The organism is Paenibacillus kobensis NBRC 15729, assembly GCF_004000825.1.
Lineage (GTDB): Bacteria > Bacillota > Bacilli > Paenibacillales > Paenibacillaceae > Paenibacillus_T > Paenibacillus_T kobensis.
In genome coordinates this window covers 164,835-184,477 of sequence record NZ_BILZ01000002.1, presented here as the reverse complement: position 1 = coordinate 184,477, position 19,643 = coordinate 164,835, and the positions used below count along the sequence as shown (strand labels likewise).

The following is a 19,643-nucleotide window of genomic DNA, read 5'->3' as shown; positions in this document are numbered from 1 at the left end:
ACGGAGGCTAGAAACAACATGTTTGTAGATAAAGCGAAAATTTTTGTCAAAGGCGGCGACGGCGGCAACGGGATCGTATCGTACCGCCGCGAGCTGTACGTTCCGAACGGCGGACCAGCGGGCGGTGACGGAGGACGCGGAGGCAATGTCATATTCCGCGTCGATGAAGGGCTGCGGACGCTGGTCGATTTCCGGTACCAGAAGCATTTTAAGGCGAAGCCGGGCGAACGCGGCAAGGTGAAGGGCATGCATGGCGCAGGTGCGGAAGATATGATTGTACGGATTCCGCCTGGCACAGTCATTATTAATGACGACACGCAAGAAATTATTGCCGATATGACGCGCCAAGGCCAAGAAGTAATCGTTGCGCAGGGCGGGCGGGGCGGACGCGGCAATATGCGTTTCGCGACATCTACCAATCCAGCGCCGGATATCGCAGAGAATGGCGAAGAAGGCGAAGAACGCTGGATCGTGCTTGAGCTCAAGGTGATGGCCGATGTTGGTCTCGTCGGGTTTCCGAGCGTCGGCAAGTCGACGCTGCTGTCGGTCGTGTCAGGCGCGAAGCCGAAGATCGGTGCTTATCACTTCACGACGATTACGCCGAATCTCGGTGTTGTGGATGTCGGAGATGACCGCAACTTCGTTATGGCGGACTTGCCGGGCTTGATCGAGGGAGCGAGCGAAGGGGTCGGACTCGGCCACGAATTCCTGCGCCACGTCGAGCGTACGCGCGTCATTGTTCATGTCATCGATATGGCTGCGACGGAAGGCCGCGATCCGTTCGACGATTGGGTCAAGATCAATAAGGAGCTTCGTCAATACAACGAGAAGCTGGCTGATCGGCCGCAGATCATTGCTGCGAACAAAATGGACATGCCAGGTGCCGAAGAGCAGCTCGAGCTGTTCAAAGAGCAGCTTGCAGAAGTTGCAGGCGACCGTCATTATGACATCATGCCGATGTCGTCCTTGACGCGCCAAGGCGTGCAAGAGCTGCTGTATAAGGCGGCTGATGTTCTCGAGACAGTACCGGAGCAGCCGATGCTTGAAGAAGTGAGCGAGCTTGCCGAGCGCAAAGTGTACAAGTTCGAGAAGCGCGACGAAATCACGTTCCGCGTCTTCAAGGAAGACGAAATTTACGTCGTCGAGAGCGAAGGTATCGAGCGGCTTATGAAACGGACGAATCTGACGTCTTACGACGCGGTTATGCGGTTTGCCCGCATATTGCGCAACATCGGCGTCGATGCGGCGCTGCGCAAGATTGGCGCCAAGGACGGAGACATTTGCCGGATCGGCCACTACCAGTTCGAGTTTTTCGAAGGCAGCGACTATATCTATTAGAAAAGACGGGGCAGCCCGTCTTTTTAATTTTGGCCGCAATCGGCCAATCCTTCCTTTTTACCTATTGCCGCATCCCGTGAAGTCCGGTATAATGTCCACTATAGATGAACAGTTGTCTTTCCTAGGAGGACGATAATGACAGAGCGTTATTATGTCGTCCGCGAGGACCTTTTGCCGGAAGCGATTATTAAGACGATTCAGGTGAAAGATATGCTGAAGCGGGGCGAAGCGGCAACAGTGCATGAGGCAGTGGAGCGGGCAGGACTTAGCCGCAGCGCGTTCTACAAATATAAAGACGGCGTATATCCGATTAGCGAGCTTAACCGGGAACGTCTCGTAACGGTGTCGATGGATCTCGAGCACCGGGCGGGCATGCTGTCTAAAGTTCTTGGACTTGTAGCTGGACTGGAAGGCAACGTACTTACGATTAATCAGAGCATACCGCTCCAAGGACTTGCCAATGTCGTCATTTCGGTGGACACTTCATTCATGACGGCGGAGCTGACGGAGCTGCTATTGCGCATCCGCCAGTTGGACGGTGTCCGGAAAGCGTCGATTATCGGGCAAGGATAATTCATTGGTTGATGGAGGATACATGCATGAAACCAGTTAAAGTAGGATTGCTTGGTCTAGGAACGGTCGGCACGGGCGTCGTCCGTATCGTCGAAGGTCACCAGGAAGATTTGCAGAGCCAAGTCGGCTCCGCTATCGTAATCGAGAAAATATTAGTACAAAATAAATCGAAGCAGCGGGCGCTAAGCATTGATCCGTCCAAGCTGACTGAAGATGCATGGGATATTATCCGTGATCCGGAGATCGATGTTGTTGTTGAGGTAATGGGCGGAATCGGCGATACGAAGGCGTACATTATCGAAGCGTTAACGCGCGGCAAGCATGTCGTAACGGCGAACAAAGATTTGATGGCGCTGCACGGACCGGAAATTATCGCAACGGCAAAAGCGAACAAGTGCGACGTTCTGTACGAAGCAAGCGTAGCGGGCGGCATTCCGATCATCCGTACGCTGATCGAAGGTTTCTCCTCCGACCGCATAACAAAAATTATGGGCATCGTGAACGGCACGACGAACTATATGCTGTCGAAGATGAGCCAAGAAGGCGCATCGTACGAGAGCATTCTGAAAGAAGCGCAGCAGCTCGGTTATGCGGAAGCGGATCCGACTTCCGACGTGGAGGGTCTCGATGCCGCACGCAAAATGACGATTCTGTCGACGCTCGGTTTCCGTGCGAACGTGGCGCTTGAGGACGTGGATGTCAAAGGGATTTCGTCCGTCAGCCAAGAAGATATCGCTTATGCGAAACGTCTAGGCTACGAGGTGAAGCTGCTTGGCATTGCGGAGCGTCAGGATGATTATATCAGCGTCAGCGTACAGCCGACGATGGTGAAGCTAAGCCATCCGATCGCAGCCGTTAACGGCGTATTCAACGCAGTATACGTGTATGGCGAGGCGGTGGGCGAGACGATGTTCTACGGCGCGGGCGCGGGAGAACTGCCGACGGCTACGTCGGTCGTGGCGGACCTGGTCGCTGTCGTCAAGAACTTGAAGCTCGGCGTGAACGGCTTGCAAGGCGCAACGGCCTACAAGGAGAAGAAGTTGAAGACCGACGAGCAGATTTGCTCAAAGAACTTCTTGCTTCTTCACGTTGCAGACCGTGCCGGCGTGCTCGCTCGTATCACGCAAGTGTTCGCAGAGCATGAAGTGAGCCTGGAGTCGGTGCTGCAGCAGCCGAATCCGAACAATCCGGAAGCAGAAATTATCGTCATCACGCATGACGCAAGCAAAGCCTCGATGAAGAAAGTGCTCCAAGCGTTCGAATCGCTCGACGTGATCCGTCAAGTGAAGAGCGTCTACCGGGTCGAAGGTTAAAGCAATACGAATTTATACTACCGGAATTATCGGGACCGGACGGCGCGATGATGCGGCGTCCGGTTCGTCGTTTCCAATAGGCTGAAAAGAGGGAAAACATGTACGGACCACGTGTAGTCGTTAAAGTGCCGGCCAGCACGGCGAATTTGGGACCGGGCTTCGATGTGCTCGGGATGGCGCTGTCGCTGTTCGCATGGATCGAAATGCAAGAGGCAAGCGAGACGAGCATTACGATGTACGGTGATCAAATGAGCGGCGTGCCGGCAGACAAGTCGAATTTGATCTATAAAGTAGCTCAGATGGTATTCGAGGAAGCAGGCGTGTCAGTGCCTGAGCTCGCGATTTCGATGTACAGTGACATTCCGCTTACGCGCGGACTTGGCAGCAGCGCATCCGCAATCGTTGGCGCGCTCGTCGCAGCCAATACGCTGATTGGGTCGCCGTTGTCCGATGACCGGTTGTTCCAGCTTGCGACGAAGCTTGAAGGCCACCCAGACAACGTCGGTGCTTCGCTGTTCGGCGGCATTGTCGTATCATCTTGGGATGGAGAATGTGCCGATTACGTTCGAATCGAGCCGCATCCGTCGCTTGAGACGCTCGTTGCGGTGCCATCGTTCCAGCTGTCGACAGAGAAGGCTCGTCATGCACTGCCGAAGACCGTCGATTTGACAGACGCTGTATTCAATATCGGACGCAGCTCCTTGCTCGTAGCTGCCCTAGGGGCAGGAAAGCTCGATCTCATCAGCAAAGCGATGCGCGATCGGCTTCACCAACCGTACCGTGCGGCTCTTATCCCAGGCATGACGAAGATTCTGGATCAAGCTGCCGAGCATGGCGCATTAGGTGCGGCGCTTAGCGGCGCGGGTCCGACACTCATCAGCTTCGTTGACAGCGGCAGCAGCCGCAAGCAAGAGCTGGAACAATTCTTGCTCGATACCCTCGGTCGTGAAGGAATCGAAGCGGAGACGCTATGGCTGAAACCTTATCCTCAAGGCGCGAAGTGGGAGTTGATCGCAGAAGGCGACACAACGACGCTGCTCAGCCGGATCGGAAAAGAGGCGACAGTGCAATGAAAGTAGCGGTATTGACGAAGGGCTCTACGTCGGATGACGCAGCCCGTTACTTGCTGAACAATATTGAAGGCGTGGAGCTAGTCTACCACCGCATTATTGCGGACGTCTTCGCTAGCACGGCTGAGGGCAGAACGGATTACAGCGTCATCCCGATCGAGAATACGATCGATGGCTCTGTCAGCCTTCATACCGAAATTCTGGTCAACCAGGTCGATCTGCCGATCCAGGCGGAGTGGGTATACCCTTCGGTACAAAATCTTGTCGGCCGGCTATCGGAGCTGGAACGCTCGCCGGAGACGGGACAGCTTGATTATAGTCCGATTGTCAAAGTCATGAGCCATCCTGTTGCGATGGCGCAATGCCTGCAGTTTATTCGTCAGCATATGCCGGATGCAGAGCTGGAGCATGTCAGTACGACAGCTGATGCGATCCGTATCGTGCGGGACAATCCGGGCAAAGGCTGGGTGGCGATCGGGCAGAAGACGGCAGCGGCGGATCATGGTCTGGACGTGCTTCAGGAATCCGTGACCGATCACGATAACAACTATACGCGCTTCCTGCTCGTCGGACCCAAGCCGCTTCAAGGCAAAGTGTCCGATAAACATAAAACGACGATCATTGTGTCGAATCAGGAAGATTATCCGGGCGGACTGCATCAAGTGCTGTCGGCACTCGCATGGCGCCGCATCAACATGTCGCGCATTGAGTCGCGCCCAACGAAGAAGCGGCTAGGAACGTACTATTTTATGATCGATATCGATATGTCGATGGATTCGATTCTGCTGCAATCGGCGATTGCCGAAATCGAAGCGATCGGCTTCCAAGTGCGGATGATGGGATCGTATCCCACTTTCAAATACGAACCTGAAGCGTAAGCATCAGAAGTAAGCTCTCTCGGAATTTTCCGGGGGAGCTTATTTGTTATGCAAATTTTTTTCGTCCGGTCGGGGACATATGCCTACGTTCTGCATAGGATGTAATGATTGGCGGGCGGATGCCCTTATGTGTTGCATCGCTCGCGATAAGACCGTGACAGGAGGTTTGCGGGGAGTGAAAATCCATATCGTCAAAAGTGGGGATACGCTGTATGCGATCGCTCAAAAATACGGCGTTACCGTCGAAGAAATTTTAAAGCTAAATCCGGGCATTACGAATCCCGACGTGATCGATGTAGGGTTGAAGGTTAAAGTGCCTTCTTCTCATCATGGATCCGGAGGCGGCAAACATGCAGGCGGCGGATCCATTATGCATCAGCATGTCGTGAAGCAGGGCGATACATTATGGAAGTTGTCCAAAGCATGGGGAGTACCGTTGAACGACCTAATCAAAGCAAATCCACAGCTTAAAAATCCGAACGTTCTGTTGACAGGCGACGTCGTGAACATTCCGAAGACGAATAGTCATCATGTACATGCCGAATCGCATCATACGTCCTCTGGTCATAATCCGTTCAAGCCTTCTGCGATTATGAACACCGTGCAGGGAATTGCGGGCAAAATTCCGACCGGAATTATTCCGGGCAAGAAACCGACGGGCAAAATCCCTACGGCGCCTATCGAGAAAACGCCGACCGGTCCGAAAGCGGAAGCGGCGGAGCAGCCGCCAGTGACGCTGCCAATGCCTCTTCCAGCGCCGGCTCCTGCGCCTCAACCGATCGTCGTCGAGCAGCCGAAACCTTACCCGGTACACGTCGAATACCACCAGCAGAACGTTCATTTGTTCCAGCAATGCGGCATTCCGGCCGTTGAGGCAGGAGCCGTATACGGCATACCGCATATGCCGGAGCACGTGTCGCCAGTAGCAACCGGCTATGGTTATGGAGACGGCGGTTATGGTTACGGCTATGGCGACCATCATCATGGCGTCGTAAGCCCGATTGCTGATGTTGGCCATCATACGAGCTACGGCGCACCGTCCGTCGTATCGCCAGCGAACGTCGGTCCTGAGCATTACGGCTATGGCGCACCGTCCGTCGTATCGCCAGCGAACGTTGGTCCTGAGCATTACGGGTATGGCTCTCCATCCGTCGTATCGCCAGTGAACGTTGGTCCTGAGCATTACGGGTATGGCTCTCCATCCGTTGTATCGCCAGCGAACGTTGGTCCTGAGCATTACGGGTATGGTTCGCCATCCGTCGTATCGCCAGCGAACGTCGGTCCTGAGCATTACGGGTATGGCTCGCCATCCTTCGTGTCGCCAGCGAACGTCGGTCCCGATCATTACGGGTATGGCTCGCCGTCCGTTGTATCGCCAGCGAACGTCGGTCCCGATCATTACGGGTATGGCTCGCCGTCCGTCGTGTCGCCAGCGAACGTCGGTCCCGATCATTACGGGTATGGCTCGCCGTCCGTTGTATCGCCGGCAAGCGTAGGTCTGGAACATTATGGATACGGCACGCCAGTCGTATCGCCGGTAAATGTAGGACCTGAACACACCAGTTACGGCTCGCCGCTTGTTTCGCCAGCGAATGTAGGTCCTGACCACTTCGGTTACGGCGCTCCTGTCGTGTCGCCAGTGAATATCGGCCCTGAGCATTACGGTTATGGCTCGCCGGTCGTATCGCCATCCAGTCTTGAGCCGTTCGGATACGGCATCCCTGCCGTATCGCCTGCAGGAATTGGTCCGGAGCATGCCGGTTACGGTTCCCCTACAGCTGTTGATCCATGGCCGTACGGAGCTTATCCGACGTGGCCGGTACAACAAGCTGCTACCGACAAATCGTGCGGTTGCGGCAACCGGAATGAAGAAGAAGAGCAGCAGGTGACGGCAACGGCAGCGGTTGACAGCCCAGCGAAGAAGGTCAAACGCAACGCTCCGCGAAAGCCGGTTAAGAAGGTGACCGTACGCAGTGTTGTGCCTCGTCCGGCGGGGCGCCGCCGCAGCAAGCCTTGGATTAACGACAGATAATTAGAGTGCGCAGCAGCACGGCCTTATGGCTGTGCTGCTGTTATTTTGCATGAACGGTGAATATTTCCCTTGCATTATGCCACAATAACGGAAAATAGGGATGTAAGGGGTTATTCGCCATGAGGGCATTCAGCCTATGGAAACAGCTTAAACGCAAGCTTCGCCGCAATGGTCGCCCGGTATGGACGCTGGCAAGTCTAATGGCTGTTATGGGATATGGTTTGTTGTCGGGAGGGGGGCTGTCGTACGTACATGCCGCGCCGATTGCGGCGCCTAACCAGACAGAAGAGATCGTGAATGCGATTGACAAGGTACAGCGCCCGATGAAAGTGCACATTCACCGAACCTATCTATGCGGAGAAGAATATCGCTCGCTCGGTCTATTGTCCGTCGAACGCGCCAAGCGGGCTGCGCAAAGACCATCCGTGTCGTTTGTACGGCTGAATCAACTGCCAGCAGGCACGCCAGTGCTTGTCTTGGAGGAGAAAGTAGGCGATCTGTCCGAGGCGTGCAAGCAGAGCGCCGTCTTCGGCTTGGACCGCGCTGGCCGGTTAACGCTGTATGACGGTCCTCCGCGTAAAGAGAAAGTGGTCCGCACGTTCTACCAGCTCGATGTTCGGGTGATGGAAAGCAGGCTTCCCAAGGATGAGCTGAAACGTTTGACGGACGGCATCCGGATAGAGGACAAAGAAACGTACTACAGCGTACTGTCCTCGTTCAGCGATTTCGCAATCGACGCCTCGCGGGACGTCATGATTCCTTCGCGGAAGTAGGGCGAGAGGATAGATACTTGATTGGGTCAGCAGTGAAGACAATCGGCAGTTCCCGCGGGGGACTGCCGTTTTGTTATGTTTGCATTTATCCATGGGGAAAGAGAAACGCGTGTTCTCATGTACATGAAATTTTGCTATAATGGAAGGTAGCTTTCGTTATTAGTAGGTGCGTAAGGAGAGGACGTCATTGCGCGTGCTTGGCATAGACCCCGGGATCGCGATCGCGGGATTCGGATTTATAGACAAGGATGGACACAAGCTCACGCCCGTGCAATACGGTTCGATCGAGACCAAGGCGGGTACGCCGCAGGAAACGCGTCTGGTGCAGATTTACGAATCTGCCGGAGCGCTCATGGACAAATATAAGCCGGACTCCGTCGCGGTCGAGAAGCTTTTTTTCAACCGCAACGTGACGACGGCTTTTGCTGTTGGTCAGGCGCGGGGCGTCATTATATTAGCTGCCGCGCAGCGGGGGCTGCCGGTTGCGGAATATACTCCGCTGCAGGTGAAGCAGGCGGTCGTCGGCTACGGCAAGGCGGAGAAGCGGCAGGTGCAGGAGATGGTGCGTATGTTCCTGAAGCTTAGCGCCATTCCGAAGCCGGACGATGTCGCGGATGCGCTCGCCGTCGCGATCTGCCATGCGCATTCCGTCGTGTTGAACAACAAATTGAACGGGGTGCCGAAATTATGATCGATTATTTGAAAGGTCCGGTCGTCCATTGGGAGACCGAATATATCGTCATGGATGTGCGGGACGTCGGATACCGTGTTTTTACGCCGAATCCGTACTACTTCACACGGTCCAGCGAACCGGTTACCGTATTTATCCATCATCATGTTCGCGAGGACGCTATACAGTTGTTCGGCTTCTCGTCTAGAGAAGAGCAAACGATGTTCCGCAAGCTTCTTGAAGTATCCGGCATTGGCCCCCGTGTGGCGTTGGGCGTGCTCGCCGGAGGCAAGCCTGAGTCGATCGTTGCAGCTATCCAGCAGGAGAACGTAAACTTTCTAACCAAACTGCCGGGTATCGGCAAGAAAACGGCACAGCGAATGATTCTGGATTTGAAGGATAAGCTCGGCAACGCTCCTCTGGCGTTCGGTGCGGATGCTTCTGCGTGGTCAGATGCAACTGCTTCTGGCGGCGCTACAGGCGAGCAAGCAACCGCCGGCGCTTGGCCGGAAGCGCGCGAAGCGCTTGGGGCTCTCGGCTATACAGCTGCAGAGCTAGACAAAGCGTACGCCGGCTTGAGGGATTCCATTACGCCGGATGAGTCGATCGATTCTCTGATGAAGCGTGCGCTGCAGCAGTTGTTCAAAGGATAGGCATAGCGGAAAGGGGGATGACGCATGGAGGATGAACGATTAATATCCGCTAACTTGATGATGGACGATCAGGCGGTAGAGCTGAGCCTCCGTCCCCGTTACTTGGCCGAGTATATCGGTCAGGCGAGCGTAAAGGATAATTTAAAAGTTTTTATAGAGGCGGCTAAGATGCGGAAGGAAGCGCTCGATCATGTGCTGCTATATGGCCCGCCGGGTCTTGGCAAGACGACGCTTTCGAACATTATCGCCAATGAGCTGGGCGTTCACTTGCGGACGACCTCGGGGCCTGCCATCGAACGGCCTGGCGATCTCGCTGCACTGCTGACGAATCTGCAGGAAGGCGACGTGTTGTTCATCGATGAGATACATCGGTTGAACCGTTCGGTCGAGGAAGTGCTGTATCCTGCGATGGAAGATTTCGCGCTGGACATTATGATCGGCAAAGGGCCGAGCGCGAGGTCGGTCCGGCTTGATCTGCCGCCGTTTACGCTTATTGGCGCGACGACGCGGGCGGGGCTGCTGTCTGCTCCGCTCCGCGACAGGTTCGGGGTTGTCAGCCGTCTGGAATACTACAAGACGGATGAGTTGGCATTCATTGTTTCTCGTGCATCCGATATACTCGGCGTCAGCATTGTCGGCGAAGCGGCGACAGAGATCGCGCTGCGTTCGCGGGGGACTCCTCGTATTGCGAACCGTCTGCTGAAGCGGGTGCGCGACTTTGCACAAGTGCGCGGCGACGGGATCATTACGCACGAGCTGGCCCGCTCTGCGCTGGAGCTGCTGCGCGTCGATCCGATGGGGCTCGATGCGATCGACCATAAGATGCTCCGGGCGATGATCGAGGGCTTTCGCGGCGGTCCTGTCGGACTTGATACGATCGCAGCGACCATCGGCGAAGAAAGCCAGACTATCGAAGATGTTTACGAGCCCTATTTGATGCAGGTCGGTCTGCTGCAGCGTACCCCGCGCGGCCGTATTGCAACTCATCAGGCGTACCGCCATCTTGGCATTCCAATTCCTGGTGATTCATAGCGTTACAATGCGATTAATAGCAGGTATCGGACCAAAGGAGGGTGTACTTCGAAAGTGGCAACCAGACGGGCAAAGATGAAGAAGGGGGCAGTCGCTGCTGTATTGTCGGCGGCTATCGCGATTTCCATATCGGCATGGACGGCACCGCCGTCCGAAGGGGCATCGGTTCCGAGGCTGGAATCGATCCGTGTTGCTTTGTTTATTGAAGCTCCCGGAAAATACCGGTTGAATACATCGGCGGCAACGTTCTCGGCAGAGGGCGGACTGAAGATCGGCATGCGAACCCCAGCGGCTGTAGAGCCCTGGCTGACAACCGGCAATGATCCTGTGCGGATTGCTATTGATGACTATAAAGCGAAGATGATTGAGACGGCAGATTTTAATACGGCGCTTACCGTACAGAAGCGGCTCGATGCGCTTGGAGGATCTGCTGTCATTACTTCGCTTAGCAAGACCGGCAAGACGGTCTATATCGTTGCGGAAGGCAGCTACAGCACAGCTGTGGAAGCGAGGACCGCGCTCGACAAATGGAGCAAGGACGGCACGATTGTGTCGCTGCTAGGCGCAGTAAAAGCATCGGTTAGCGGTCCGCTGCATTTGGAGGGCGGCAACTACGCGAACGAGGCGGCAGCCAGAAGCGCCGTTCAGCTGTTCGCTGCAGCCGGCATCGATGCATATCCGGCGGTTCGCAATACCGGAGGCAAGACGGAATACAGCATCATGGTCGGTTCAGCGGCGGATGCGGCAGGGCTCTCGGCGCTTAAAGCCCAAGCGGCAAAAGTAAGCGGCGCTCCAGCACTTCGCGAGGCAGACACGGCATTGCCTTATCTGCTTATTCGAGATGACTTTACGGCAACGGGAGCAGCCAAATCGTCGAATGTTTCTTATTCGTTCCCATCGGGATCGACGAAAGTATGGATATCAACGGATGCGAGCGGCATTATTCTTAAGGAACGTGCCGGACAAACATACCGGGGCAGCTTCGAAGCAAGTGCTTACAACGGCAAGCTGGCCATTATTAATGAGCTGCCGTTCGAGCAATATCTATACTCCGTCGTGCCATCTGAGATGCCGTCCTCTTGGCCAGCCGAAGCGCTGAAATCGCAGGCAGTTGCTGCCCGTTCGTATGCGCTCTATCAAGGTTTAGGCTTCGGCATTGCGCATGTGAACGATACGGAACTGAGCCAAGTATACAAAGGCAAGACGGGCGAGAAAGATTCGACGACGAATGCGGTGAAGGCAACGGAAGGCCAAGTTGCGCTTTATAACGGTAAACCGATCGAAGGGCTGTTCTCTTCGAATGCAGGCGGACAGACAGCGGATGCGACCGAAATATGGGGCAACGCAGTGCCTTATCTGAAGTCGGTGCCAAGTCCAGACCAGAGCGTGGAGAAAACATTAAAGCAATGGTACAAAGTCGCGATTCCTGGCGGAGGTACCGGCTACATTCGGGAAGATCTGCTCAAGGAAACGGGCAAAACGAACCCCGTAGGCGCAGTCGTGCTGGCCACGAATACGGACAACGTGAACGTCCGGTCAACGCCGGTCGTCGATGATAAAGTTACACCGGTCGCGAAGCTGGCGATTGGCACGGAAGTCGTAGTGCTCGGCAAAGTGGTCGAATCGAACACAATGTCTTGGGTAAGAGGGCCGTATACGGCTGAAGACGTGCAGAAATCGGCTGGGTTGCCGTCTCCTGTTCGAACGCTGGAGGCAGCATTTGGTCCGTCGGGACGGGTAATCTCGATGACGGCAAATGGATCGCCGTTAACGACGAAGACGCCGGTCACTTACCGGACGCTTATGGGCGGATTGCCAAGCACGCGGTTTACGATCGACGAGACGGCGCGCGTCACGGTACTTGGCGCAGGCGGAGCTACGAGCGAGCGTCCGAACAGTCCAGCCACGCTGTACATACAAGGAGCGAACGGGACGAGCACTGCGCTGTCGTCCTCCGGTTATTATATCGCGGATGGTGAAGGCAATCTTCGTGCCGCCACCCGCGATCCGCAATATTATTTCAACGGTTACGGCAATGGGCACGGCGTCGGATTGTCCCAGTACGGCGCTCTCGGGCTGGCACAGCTTGGGTATGACTATGCTTATATCTTGAAATACTACTATAAAGATATTACGATCGAAGGGCAGTAAGGGACAGGCTCTATTGAACAGTTAGGACGGACACAATGAACGTAGATCTATTTGATTTCGAATTGCCAGAGGAGCTGATCGCTCAGACGCCTTTGCAGGAGCGGACCGCATCACGGCTGCTCTTGCTGAACAAGCAGTCGGGCGATATCCAGCACGGAACATTTCTCGATATCGAGAACCAGCTTGGAGAGAACGATCTTCTTATTCTGAATGATACTCGTGTCATCCCGGCACGCTTATTCGGCATCAAGCAGGATACCGGTGCGAAGGTTGAGCTTCTGCTGCTTAAGGCGCTGGGAGACAACCGCTGGGAGACGCTTGCGAAGCCGGCTAAGAGAATGAAGGCGGGTTCGACACTCGCTTTCGGCAACCGGGAGGACGGAAGTCCATTGTTGCAAGCTGTCGTTGAGGAAGAAGGCGAGCATGGAGCAAGAATCGTCCGGTTCGAGTATGAAGGCATCTTCCAGGAGCTGCTCGACCGGCTTGGCGAGATGCCGCTCCCTCCTTATATTAAGGAGAAACTCGAGGACCGCGAGCGGTATCAGACCGTCTATGCCCGCAACGAAGGCTCGGCGGCTGCCCCGACAGCAGGGCTTCATTTTACAGCAGAATTGTTGGAGAGACTGCAGCGCAAAGGCGTGAAGATTGCTTATGTTACGCTGCACGTCGGATTGGGCACTTTCCGTCCGATGAGCGCCGAAACGGTAGAAGAGCATGTCATGCATAGCGAGTATTATGAAATTTCGGATTTGACAGCAAGGCAAATAGTTGAAACCAAAGCGAGCGGCGGACGTATTATTGCGGTGGGCACAACATCTGCTCGTACGCTTGAAAGCGTTGCTCAGCGTTTTAACGGGGAACCGATTCAAGCTTGCAGCGGATGGACGGACATTTTTATTTATCCGGGCTACTCCTTTCAGCTTGTCAATGCTTTGTTGACGAATTTCCATCTTCCGAAATCGACGCTCGTCATGCTCGTCAGCGCGCTCGCCGGCAGAGAAGCGATTATGAAGGCGTACGCGGAAGCGGTTGAACGCCGCTATCGGTTTTTCAGCTTTGGCGATGCAATGTTTATCTATTAAAATCGATGGAATCGATTGAGGAACGGAAGAGGGACAACGTGGCAGTTAAATACGAGTTGATTAAAGAGTGCAAGCAATCGGGCGCCCGCCTTGGCCGTGTACATACGCCGCATGGCATAATTGAGACGCCGACGTTCATGCCGGTAGGCACACAGGCGACAGTCAAGACGATGAGCCCAGAAGAATTGAAGTCGATGGACGCCCACATTATTCTGAGCAATACGTATCACCTGTTCATCCGCCCAGGACATGAAATTGTCCGTCGGGCAGGCGGATTGCACAAGTTCATGAATTGGGACCGGCCAATTCTGACCGATAGCGGCGGCTTCCAAGTGTTCAGTCTGGCGAACATGCGCAAGATTACCGAGGAAGGTGTAACGTTCCGGTCGCATCTGAACGGGGATAAGCTGTTCATTTCTCCGGAAGTGGCGATGGAGATTCAGAATGCGCTCGGTTCGGACATTATGATGGCGTTCGACGAGTGTCCGCCGTATCCGGCTGATTACGATTATGTGAAGCAGTCGCTCGAACGGACGACCCGTTGGGCAGAAAGATGCTTGAACGCGCATGCCCGCAAGCACGACCAAGCGTTGTTCGCCATTGTGCAAGGCGGCATGTACGCCGATCTGCGGAAACAAAGCGCGGAACAATTGACCGCTATGGATTTCCCAGGTTATGCTATTGGTGGACTAAGTGTTGGCGAGTCCAAGCCGTTAATGTATGAGATGTTGGATTGCACCGTACCAATGCTGCCGGCGAACAAGCCCCGTTATTTGATGGGCGTTGGATCGCCCGATGCGCTTGTTGAAGGATCTATTCGCGGTATCGATATGTTCGACTGCGTGCTGCCGACCCGGATTGCCCGCAACGGCACGACGATGACGAGCGAAGGACGTCTCGTCATTCGGAATGCGAAATTTGCAGACGATTTCGGACCGTTGGATCCAGCGTGCGATTGCTACACATGCCGCAACTATTCCCGCGCGTACATTCGTCATCTGATCAAAGCCGACGAAACATTCGGCATTCGACTGACGACGTACCATAATTTGCACTTCTTATTGCAGCTCATGAAGAATGTACGGCAAGCGATAATGGACGACCGGCTGCTTGATTTCCGGGATGAGTTCTTCGCTCAGTACGGTCTGAATGACAATGAGAGAGGATTCTAAAGAGGAGGTTAACACATGTATCTAGCAGCAGACACAGCTTCTTCCGGGGGCGGCGGCATTTGGGGCTTGCTCCTGCCATTCATTTTGATGTTCGCGGTATTCTACTTCCTGCTCCTGCGTCCGCAGCAGCGTAAGACGAAAACGCGTAACTCGATGATGAGCCAACTGAAGAAGGGCGATAAAATTTCGACGATCGGCGGCCTGCATGGCACGATCGTGGAGTTGAACAGCGATACGGTTGTCCTTCGCGTCAACGATACGGTCAAGATGACGTTCGATCGCACTGCGATCGGCAATGTTATTGCCAGCGCACCGGCTCCGGCTGAAAAGGCTGAAAAAGCTGAGAAAGTAGCTTTGGAGAAATCCGAGAAATCAGAGTAATGACCAGATCAAACAAATGAACACACCGAAAGGTGTGTTCATTTGTTGTTGGAGGCCGCTGCGGAGTGCCGCTGGGCATTTTATTTCGCTTGCCAGCGGCGAATGCGCCGCAAATAAGTGCCGTAGGGCACTTATTTCGCTTGCTAGCGGCGAATGCGCTGCAAATAAGTGCCGCAGGGCACTTATTTCGCTTGCCAGCGGCGAATGCGCCGCAAATAAGTGCCGCAGGGCACTTATTTTGCTTGCCGGCGGCGAATGCGCCGCAAATAAGTGCTGCTGGGCATTAGCTATGAAGCAGCGCCAACTAACTTGCAAATAATAAAGGCCAGACCGGCGTCAGAGTTGACGATGGTCTGGCCTTTACTACATCTACATAGGAAGGGCGGGAGGTGTATCTCCTGTAGGAGCGGAGCGTTTGCCTTTGAAATCGTGAATATACCATGGTGAAGTTGTTCAAAAATTACACGATTTCAACAGCAACCGTAAGGAGATACACCTCTTGCCCTTACTTAAGCTCTTCCCGAGCGAACGGGCGTGAAGTCAGCCGGTCCGGCAGGCGAAGCAAGTTCGTCTGAGACAGCTTAATTGCAATCGTGGATGCAAGAATGCCGAGTACGACGCCGCCGCACATATCGATGAACCAATGAATGCCGAGATAGAAGATCGAGAAAATGATTGCGACTGCCATCGTGCACGTCAGAGCAGCCCACTTTTTGTTGCCAGAGCGGACAGCCAGTATGGCGACCGTGACAGAAATGGAAGTATGCAAGCTTGGGAAACAGTTATTAAGTCCTGAAAGTGCGCGATATTGCGTTTCGAATTTAGGAAATGCGTCCAGCATCAGAAAATCAACATTAGGCGCATACGACCATACTTCATCCACAGGGAAAAACAGAAAGAACGGGATCGCGACAAAATAATTGATCATAATGGCATAGCAAGTTGCGTAGAACATTTGTTTCGATTCGCTCTTATACGTATAAATGAAAATGGATGCAATCAGCATCGCCTGAAATACGACTATATATAGGAAAGAAAGCACGGTCGTTAAGACAGGGTTATGAAACAAATGCTGCAGGTTGGCCACGAGATCGCCCTCAAGCGAATGAAACCAATGCGTGAAGTTAACGTGGTAATCCATGTTTCGTTCGATTTTCATTTCGTTCTTATTCAGCACTAGTATCGCAAGCATGGCAACAAAGTGGATCAAATACCGCGGCGATGTGACCATATTTTTCAAATAATCGAACCCCGCAGCAAATGGATTCCCGGCAATGCCGTATGCGACCAGCACGATGACAGCAAGTGTGGTATACAGCGCAACGGTACCCATATTGTCAAACAAAACCATCAATGATCCCCCTATGTATTACATGATGTCCCAAGCGCCTGCATTAGTATAACACAAAATGGGGGGATGTCCGCAAACGAACTTACTTCTTCAGATTGACTCCAATCATCCCGCCAATGGCGCCAGCCGGAATGACGATTGCTAATAAACTCCAAGTATGAGCCGAAAATCCGGCATTTACCGATAAGAAACCGATCAGGATGATAAGCAGTGCATATACGATGCCGAGTGAGCCTCCGAAATACCAGCCTTTACGCCCGGATCGTTTGCCTGAAGAAAAGCCTCCGGCGAATGACGAGCAGCCATGTACGGCCAGTGCATACATCGGAAGAGATGATTCTTGCATGCTTCCGAATCGGAGGAACAACGAAAGCAGCAGCGCGCCCGCCGCAAGCCAAATGCAAGCTGTCATTGCGCCGGCAAGCGTTGGTGAAGAGACGCTAACCTTCGATACATTTTTTATTGGATTCACGACCAATGAGCCTCCTTTATCCATCATACGGATCGATAATTGGACTTACTTTCACTTTATGGCGGGAGAAGTTCATTTAGTACAAGCATGCCAATAATTCGAAACGATTCCGTCGCATGACCACAAGTGGCATAGGTGACAATACCGTGTACAAGACGGACGCAGGATGAGGAGGTCGTTAGGCGTGGAGGCAGCAGAGTTCGGAAGTTTGTTTATTCGAACGGTTCTGATATACTTCGTCGTCTTCCTGGTAATGCGCTTAATGGGCAAAAGGGAAATTGGCAAAATGTCGGTTCTGGATTTAGTCATTTCGTTCATGATCGCGGAAATCGCGGTCATCGTCATCGAGGATACGAGCCGGTCGATGTGGCATGGCATATTTCCGATGGCGCTGCTGATGATTATTCAGATCATCATTTCGTTCATCGCGATGAAAAACCGGAAGGTGCGGCTTTTATTCGACGGCAAGCCGAGCATCATTGTTCAGAACGGACAATTGAACCGAAAGATCATGACCAAGGGTCGCTATAATTTGGATGATCTTATGCTGCAGCTGCGGGAGAACGGCGTCAGTACAGTCGGCGATGTTGAGTTCGCAATATTGGAGACAAGCGGCAAGCTGTCCGTTATCAAGAAAGAGAAAGAACAACGGACAACGGAAGAGCGGCCAGGGTCCTCTGAATGGCTGAATGAACGGCTTTCGAAATTCGAAACCGCATCCTCGCTAGGTACGGTGTACAAAGAAGAAGAGGAGAAGAAATCCGAGCTGTTCCCGAAGCGGTACCGGTTCGAAATGCTTCCTGTCCCGCTCATTATGGATGGCAAAGTACAGGATGAAAATTTAAAGAAGCTGGAGAAAACCAGATTTTGGCTCAAAAATGAGCTTCAACTGCATGGCGTTACCGATTTCAAGGATGTGTTCTTCTGTACGATCGATCATCGGGGAAGATGGTTTGTCGATGCGAACCGCAAAAAAAGATAACCTTTACGTCTTGAACAATTTGCCGATGACCGGCAATCGGATCATATCGGAGCGGTCGACGATTCCGGTTGCAACCATAATAACGGTATAAAGCAATACACCGCCTATGGTAGCGGCCGTTAGATTAAGCGCTTCATGCGGTAGCCATGCGCCTTTCATCAACCATAGCGCGAATGCGCTCATAATGACCATCGCGGCCCCGACTTTAACGATGTCGAGCATTTTGATCCGGTAGCCGATGAACCGGGCAACGCTCCAGCTATGCAAGCCGGTGACGATGACGATGTTGATGCAAATCGCAATAGCGGCGCCGTAAATGCCAAGTTTAGGATTTGAGGCCAGTTGCAAAATAAGAATGAGCTTAATAATAGCGCCAATGAATGTGTTCATAAGGGCGGTACCGGGCTTATCGAGCGCCTGAAGTGCCGCTTGGAACGGGCCTTGCAAATAGATAAACAGACCGAAAGGAGCGATAAGCCGAAGCAAAGGCGCGATGTCGGCATGATTATAAATAAGGCGGCACAGCGGCTCGGCGAACAGTGTCATGACGACTACGAATGGGGCTCCGGTAACGAGCGAAAGACGAAGAGATTGATGCATTCGCTTCTGAATCAGCGGCCAGTCACCGCGTGCTGCCGCTTCTGACAATGAAGGAATAAGCGATACCGACAGCGAGTACGTCAGCGCAGACGGGAGCAACACAAGCGGAATGATCATCCCTTGCAGCGCTCCATATTGGGAAGTCGCCACTCCGACAGCAACGCCAGCCGCCGCGAGGCTCCGGTTCGTAAATATCGTTTCGAGCAAATAGGACATCGACCCAACCAGCCGGCTTCCTGTTACCGGGATAGACAGCCGCAGCAGACGGCGGGTTACGGGTATACGGGCTGGCCGTTTCGAATAAGGCAGCGGAGGCTCGGAAGGAAGCTCGGGCTCATGTTCGGCATTCCTTCGGCGGTCTTTGTAGTAATGGTAAAGGGTTACGCCGAGGCCGGCGATTTCACCGGCAACCGTTCCGAGCATCGCGCCGGCGGCGGCCCATTCCAAGCCATAGGGGAGCAGCAATCCCGCAAGCATAAGCTGAAATACGATACGGATAACCGTTTCTGTCACTTGCGAAGCGGCGGTCGGTATCATATTTTGTTTCCCTTGGAAATATGCGCGGTAGACGGACGAAATGCCGATGATGAGGACCAGCGGCGTCATACATAAGAACGTTTGATAAACGCGGGCATCGGGCAGAATACGACTCGATATCATCGGCGCGAACAGAACGAGGAGCGCTGTCAGTCCTAAGGAGAGCGAGAGAGTGAGTGTCATGGCCGCTCTGAATATATGCTTGACTCTGCGCGTATCGCCGAGCGATTCGGCTTCGGCAATCCATTTGGACACGGCAAGAGGTATGCCTCCAATTACGATCGTAAGCATGACGGACAGAAACGGATATCCAAGCTGGTAAATGCCGACGCCTTCCGCCCCGATAATGCGCGGAAGCGCAATTCTCGGAACGAAACCGAGCAGCCGGTTAACGATGCCGGCAATCAGCAGTATCATCGCGCCTTTCATAAACGATTGTTTCGTCACAGTTATTCCCTCTCTTCGTGAACAAGCTCCTATATACCCATCCATATGCGGACAAGTGATGGCGCATGTCCAATGTGAAGCAGGGAAGTTGAAATCGTTTTTTCAAAATTTGCCGGAAGGAATTCGACATTGTCAG

The 19,643-nt window shown here is 53.7% G+C and carries 18 protein-coding genes; 15 read left to right on the top strand and 3 right to left on the bottom strand.

All coding sequences use genetic code 11. The features are described from left to right. The first annotated feature begins 18 nt into the window (after nucleotides 1-18). From obgE to yajC, 14 genes are all read left to right on the top strand, one after another. Entirely contained in the window at nucleotides 19-1,338 is a 1,320-nt protein-coding gene (gene obgE / locus PKO01S_RS02425) for a GTPase ObgE (RefSeq protein ID WP_127529698.1), read from the top strand. 135 nt (nucleotides 1,339-1,473) lie between these two features. Continuing rightward, nucleotides 1,474-1,911: an ACT domain-containing protein gene (locus PKO01S_RS02420; RefSeq protein ID WP_127529697.1), complete on the top strand. Its 438-nt coding sequence runs from the start codon at nucleotides 1,474-1,476 to the stop codon at nucleotides 1,909-1,911. A gap of 26 nt (nucleotides 1,912-1,937) precedes the next feature. Continuing rightward, nucleotides 1,938-3,224 (top strand): homoserine dehydrogenase, encoded by a 1,287-nt coding sequence (locus PKO01S_RS02415; RefSeq protein WP_127529696.1) that lies wholly within the window; start codon nucleotides 1,938-1,940, stop codon nucleotides 3,222-3,224. A gap of 98 nt (nucleotides 3,225-3,322) precedes the next feature. Further along, nucleotides 3,323-4,297 carry a homoserine kinase gene (gene thrB / locus PKO01S_RS02410; protein ID WP_127529695.1) on the top strand — a complete coding sequence of 325 codons (975 nt, stop codon included), beginning with the start codon at nucleotides 3,323-3,325 and terminating at the stop codon, nucleotides 4,295-4,297. After that, entirely contained in the window at nucleotides 4,294-5,172 is an 879-nt protein-coding gene (gene pheA / locus PKO01S_RS02405) for a prephenate dehydratase (RefSeq protein WP_127529694.1), read from the top strand. The genes thrB and pheA overlap by 4 nt, the downstream gene beginning before the upstream one ends. A gap of 175 nt (nucleotides 5,173-5,347) precedes the next feature. Beyond that, entirely contained in the window at nucleotides 5,348-7,204 is a 1,857-nt protein-coding gene (locus PKO01S_RS02400) for a LysM peptidoglycan-binding domain-containing protein (RefSeq protein ID WP_164779445.1), read from the top strand. 119 nt (nucleotides 7,205-7,323) lie between these two features. After that, nucleotides 7,324-7,977, top strand: a complete 654-nt coding sequence (locus PKO01S_RS02395; protein WP_127529692.1) for a BofC C-terminal domain-containing protein — start codon at nucleotides 7,324-7,326, stop codon at nucleotides 7,975-7,977. A 187-nt stretch (nucleotides 7,978-8,164) separates the two neighbouring features. Continuing rightward, nucleotides 8,165-8,668, top strand: coding sequence for a crossover junction endodeoxyribonuclease RuvC (gene ruvC / locus PKO01S_RS02390; protein WP_127529691.1), 504 nt, complete (start codon nucleotides 8,165-8,167; stop codon nucleotides 8,666-8,668). Further along, on the top strand, nucleotides 8,665-9,300 hold the full coding sequence (gene ruvA / locus PKO01S_RS02385) for a Holliday junction branch migration protein RuvA (protein WP_127529690.1): 636 nt from the start codon (nucleotides 8,665-8,667) through the stop codon (nucleotides 9,298-9,300). The genes ruvC and ruvA overlap by 4 nt, the downstream gene beginning before the upstream one ends. Before the next feature lie 24 nt (nucleotides 9,301-9,324). Beyond that, nucleotides 9,325-10,332, top strand: coding sequence for a Holliday junction branch migration DNA helicase RuvB (gene ruvB / locus PKO01S_RS02380; protein ID WP_127529689.1), 1,008 nt, complete (start codon nucleotides 9,325-9,327; stop codon nucleotides 10,330-10,332). A gap of 54 nt (nucleotides 10,333-10,386) precedes the next feature. Continuing rightward, nucleotides 10,387-12,483 carry a SpoIID/LytB domain-containing protein gene (locus tag PKO01S_RS02375; protein WP_246070417.1) on the top strand — a complete coding sequence of 699 codons (2,097 nt, stop codon included), beginning with the start codon at nucleotides 10,387-10,389 and terminating at the stop codon, nucleotides 12,481-12,483. 35 nt (nucleotides 12,484-12,518) lie between these two features. Continuing rightward, a complete protein-coding gene (gene queA / locus PKO01S_RS02370) occupies nucleotides 12,519-13,565 on the top strand; it encodes a tRNA preQ1(34) S-adenosylmethionine ribosyltransferase-isomerase QueA (protein ID WP_127529688.1) in 1,047 nt (348 codons plus the stop codon). A gap of 5 nt (nucleotides 13,566-13,570) precedes the next feature. Beyond that, nucleotides 13,571-14,737, top strand: coding sequence for a tRNA guanosine(34) transglycosylase Tgt (tgt, locus tag PKO01S_RS02365; RefSeq protein WP_127529687.1), 1,167 nt, complete (start codon nucleotides 13,571-13,573; stop codon nucleotides 14,735-14,737). A gap of 15 nt (nucleotides 14,738-14,752) precedes the next feature. Further along, a complete protein-coding gene (yajC, locus tag PKO01S_RS02360; RefSeq protein ID WP_127529686.1) occupies nucleotides 14,753-15,118 on the top strand; it encodes a preprotein translocase subunit YajC in 366 nt (121 codons plus the stop codon). Between the two features lie 505 nt (nucleotides 15,119-15,623). Here yajC and PKO01S_RS02355 read toward each other — a convergent pair. Continuing rightward, nucleotides 15,624-16,469: a phosphatase PAP2 family protein gene (locus tag PKO01S_RS02355; RefSeq protein ID WP_127529685.1), complete on the bottom strand. Its 846-nt coding sequence runs from the start codon at nucleotides 16,467-16,469 to the stop codon at nucleotides 15,624-15,626. 82 nt (nucleotides 16,470-16,551) lie between these two features. Then, nucleotides 16,552-16,941 carry a TIGR04086 family membrane protein gene (locus PKO01S_RS02350; RefSeq protein WP_127529684.1) on the bottom strand — a complete coding sequence of 130 codons (390 nt, stop codon included), beginning with the start codon at nucleotides 16,939-16,941 and terminating at the stop codon, nucleotides 16,552-16,554. Nucleotides 16,942-17,125: 184 nt separating this feature from the next. On the opposite strand from PKO01S_RS02350, the gene PKO01S_RS02345 reads away from it, so the two are divergent. After that, nucleotides 17,126-17,923: a DUF421 domain-containing protein gene (locus PKO01S_RS02345; protein WP_127529683.1), complete on the top strand. Its 798-nt coding sequence runs from the start codon at nucleotides 17,126-17,128 to the stop codon at nucleotides 17,921-17,923. Between the two features lie 3 nt (nucleotides 17,924-17,926). Here PKO01S_RS02345 and spoVB read toward each other — a convergent pair whose 3' ends face one another. Beyond that, the gene (gene spoVB / locus PKO01S_RS02340) at nucleotides 17,927-19,507 is read right to left on the bottom strand and encodes a stage V sporulation protein B (RefSeq protein WP_127529682.1); all 1,581 of its coding nucleotides are present in this window, start codon (nucleotides 19,505-19,507) and stop codon (nucleotides 17,927-17,929) included. Nucleotides 19,508-19,643 lie beyond the last annotated feature (136 nt).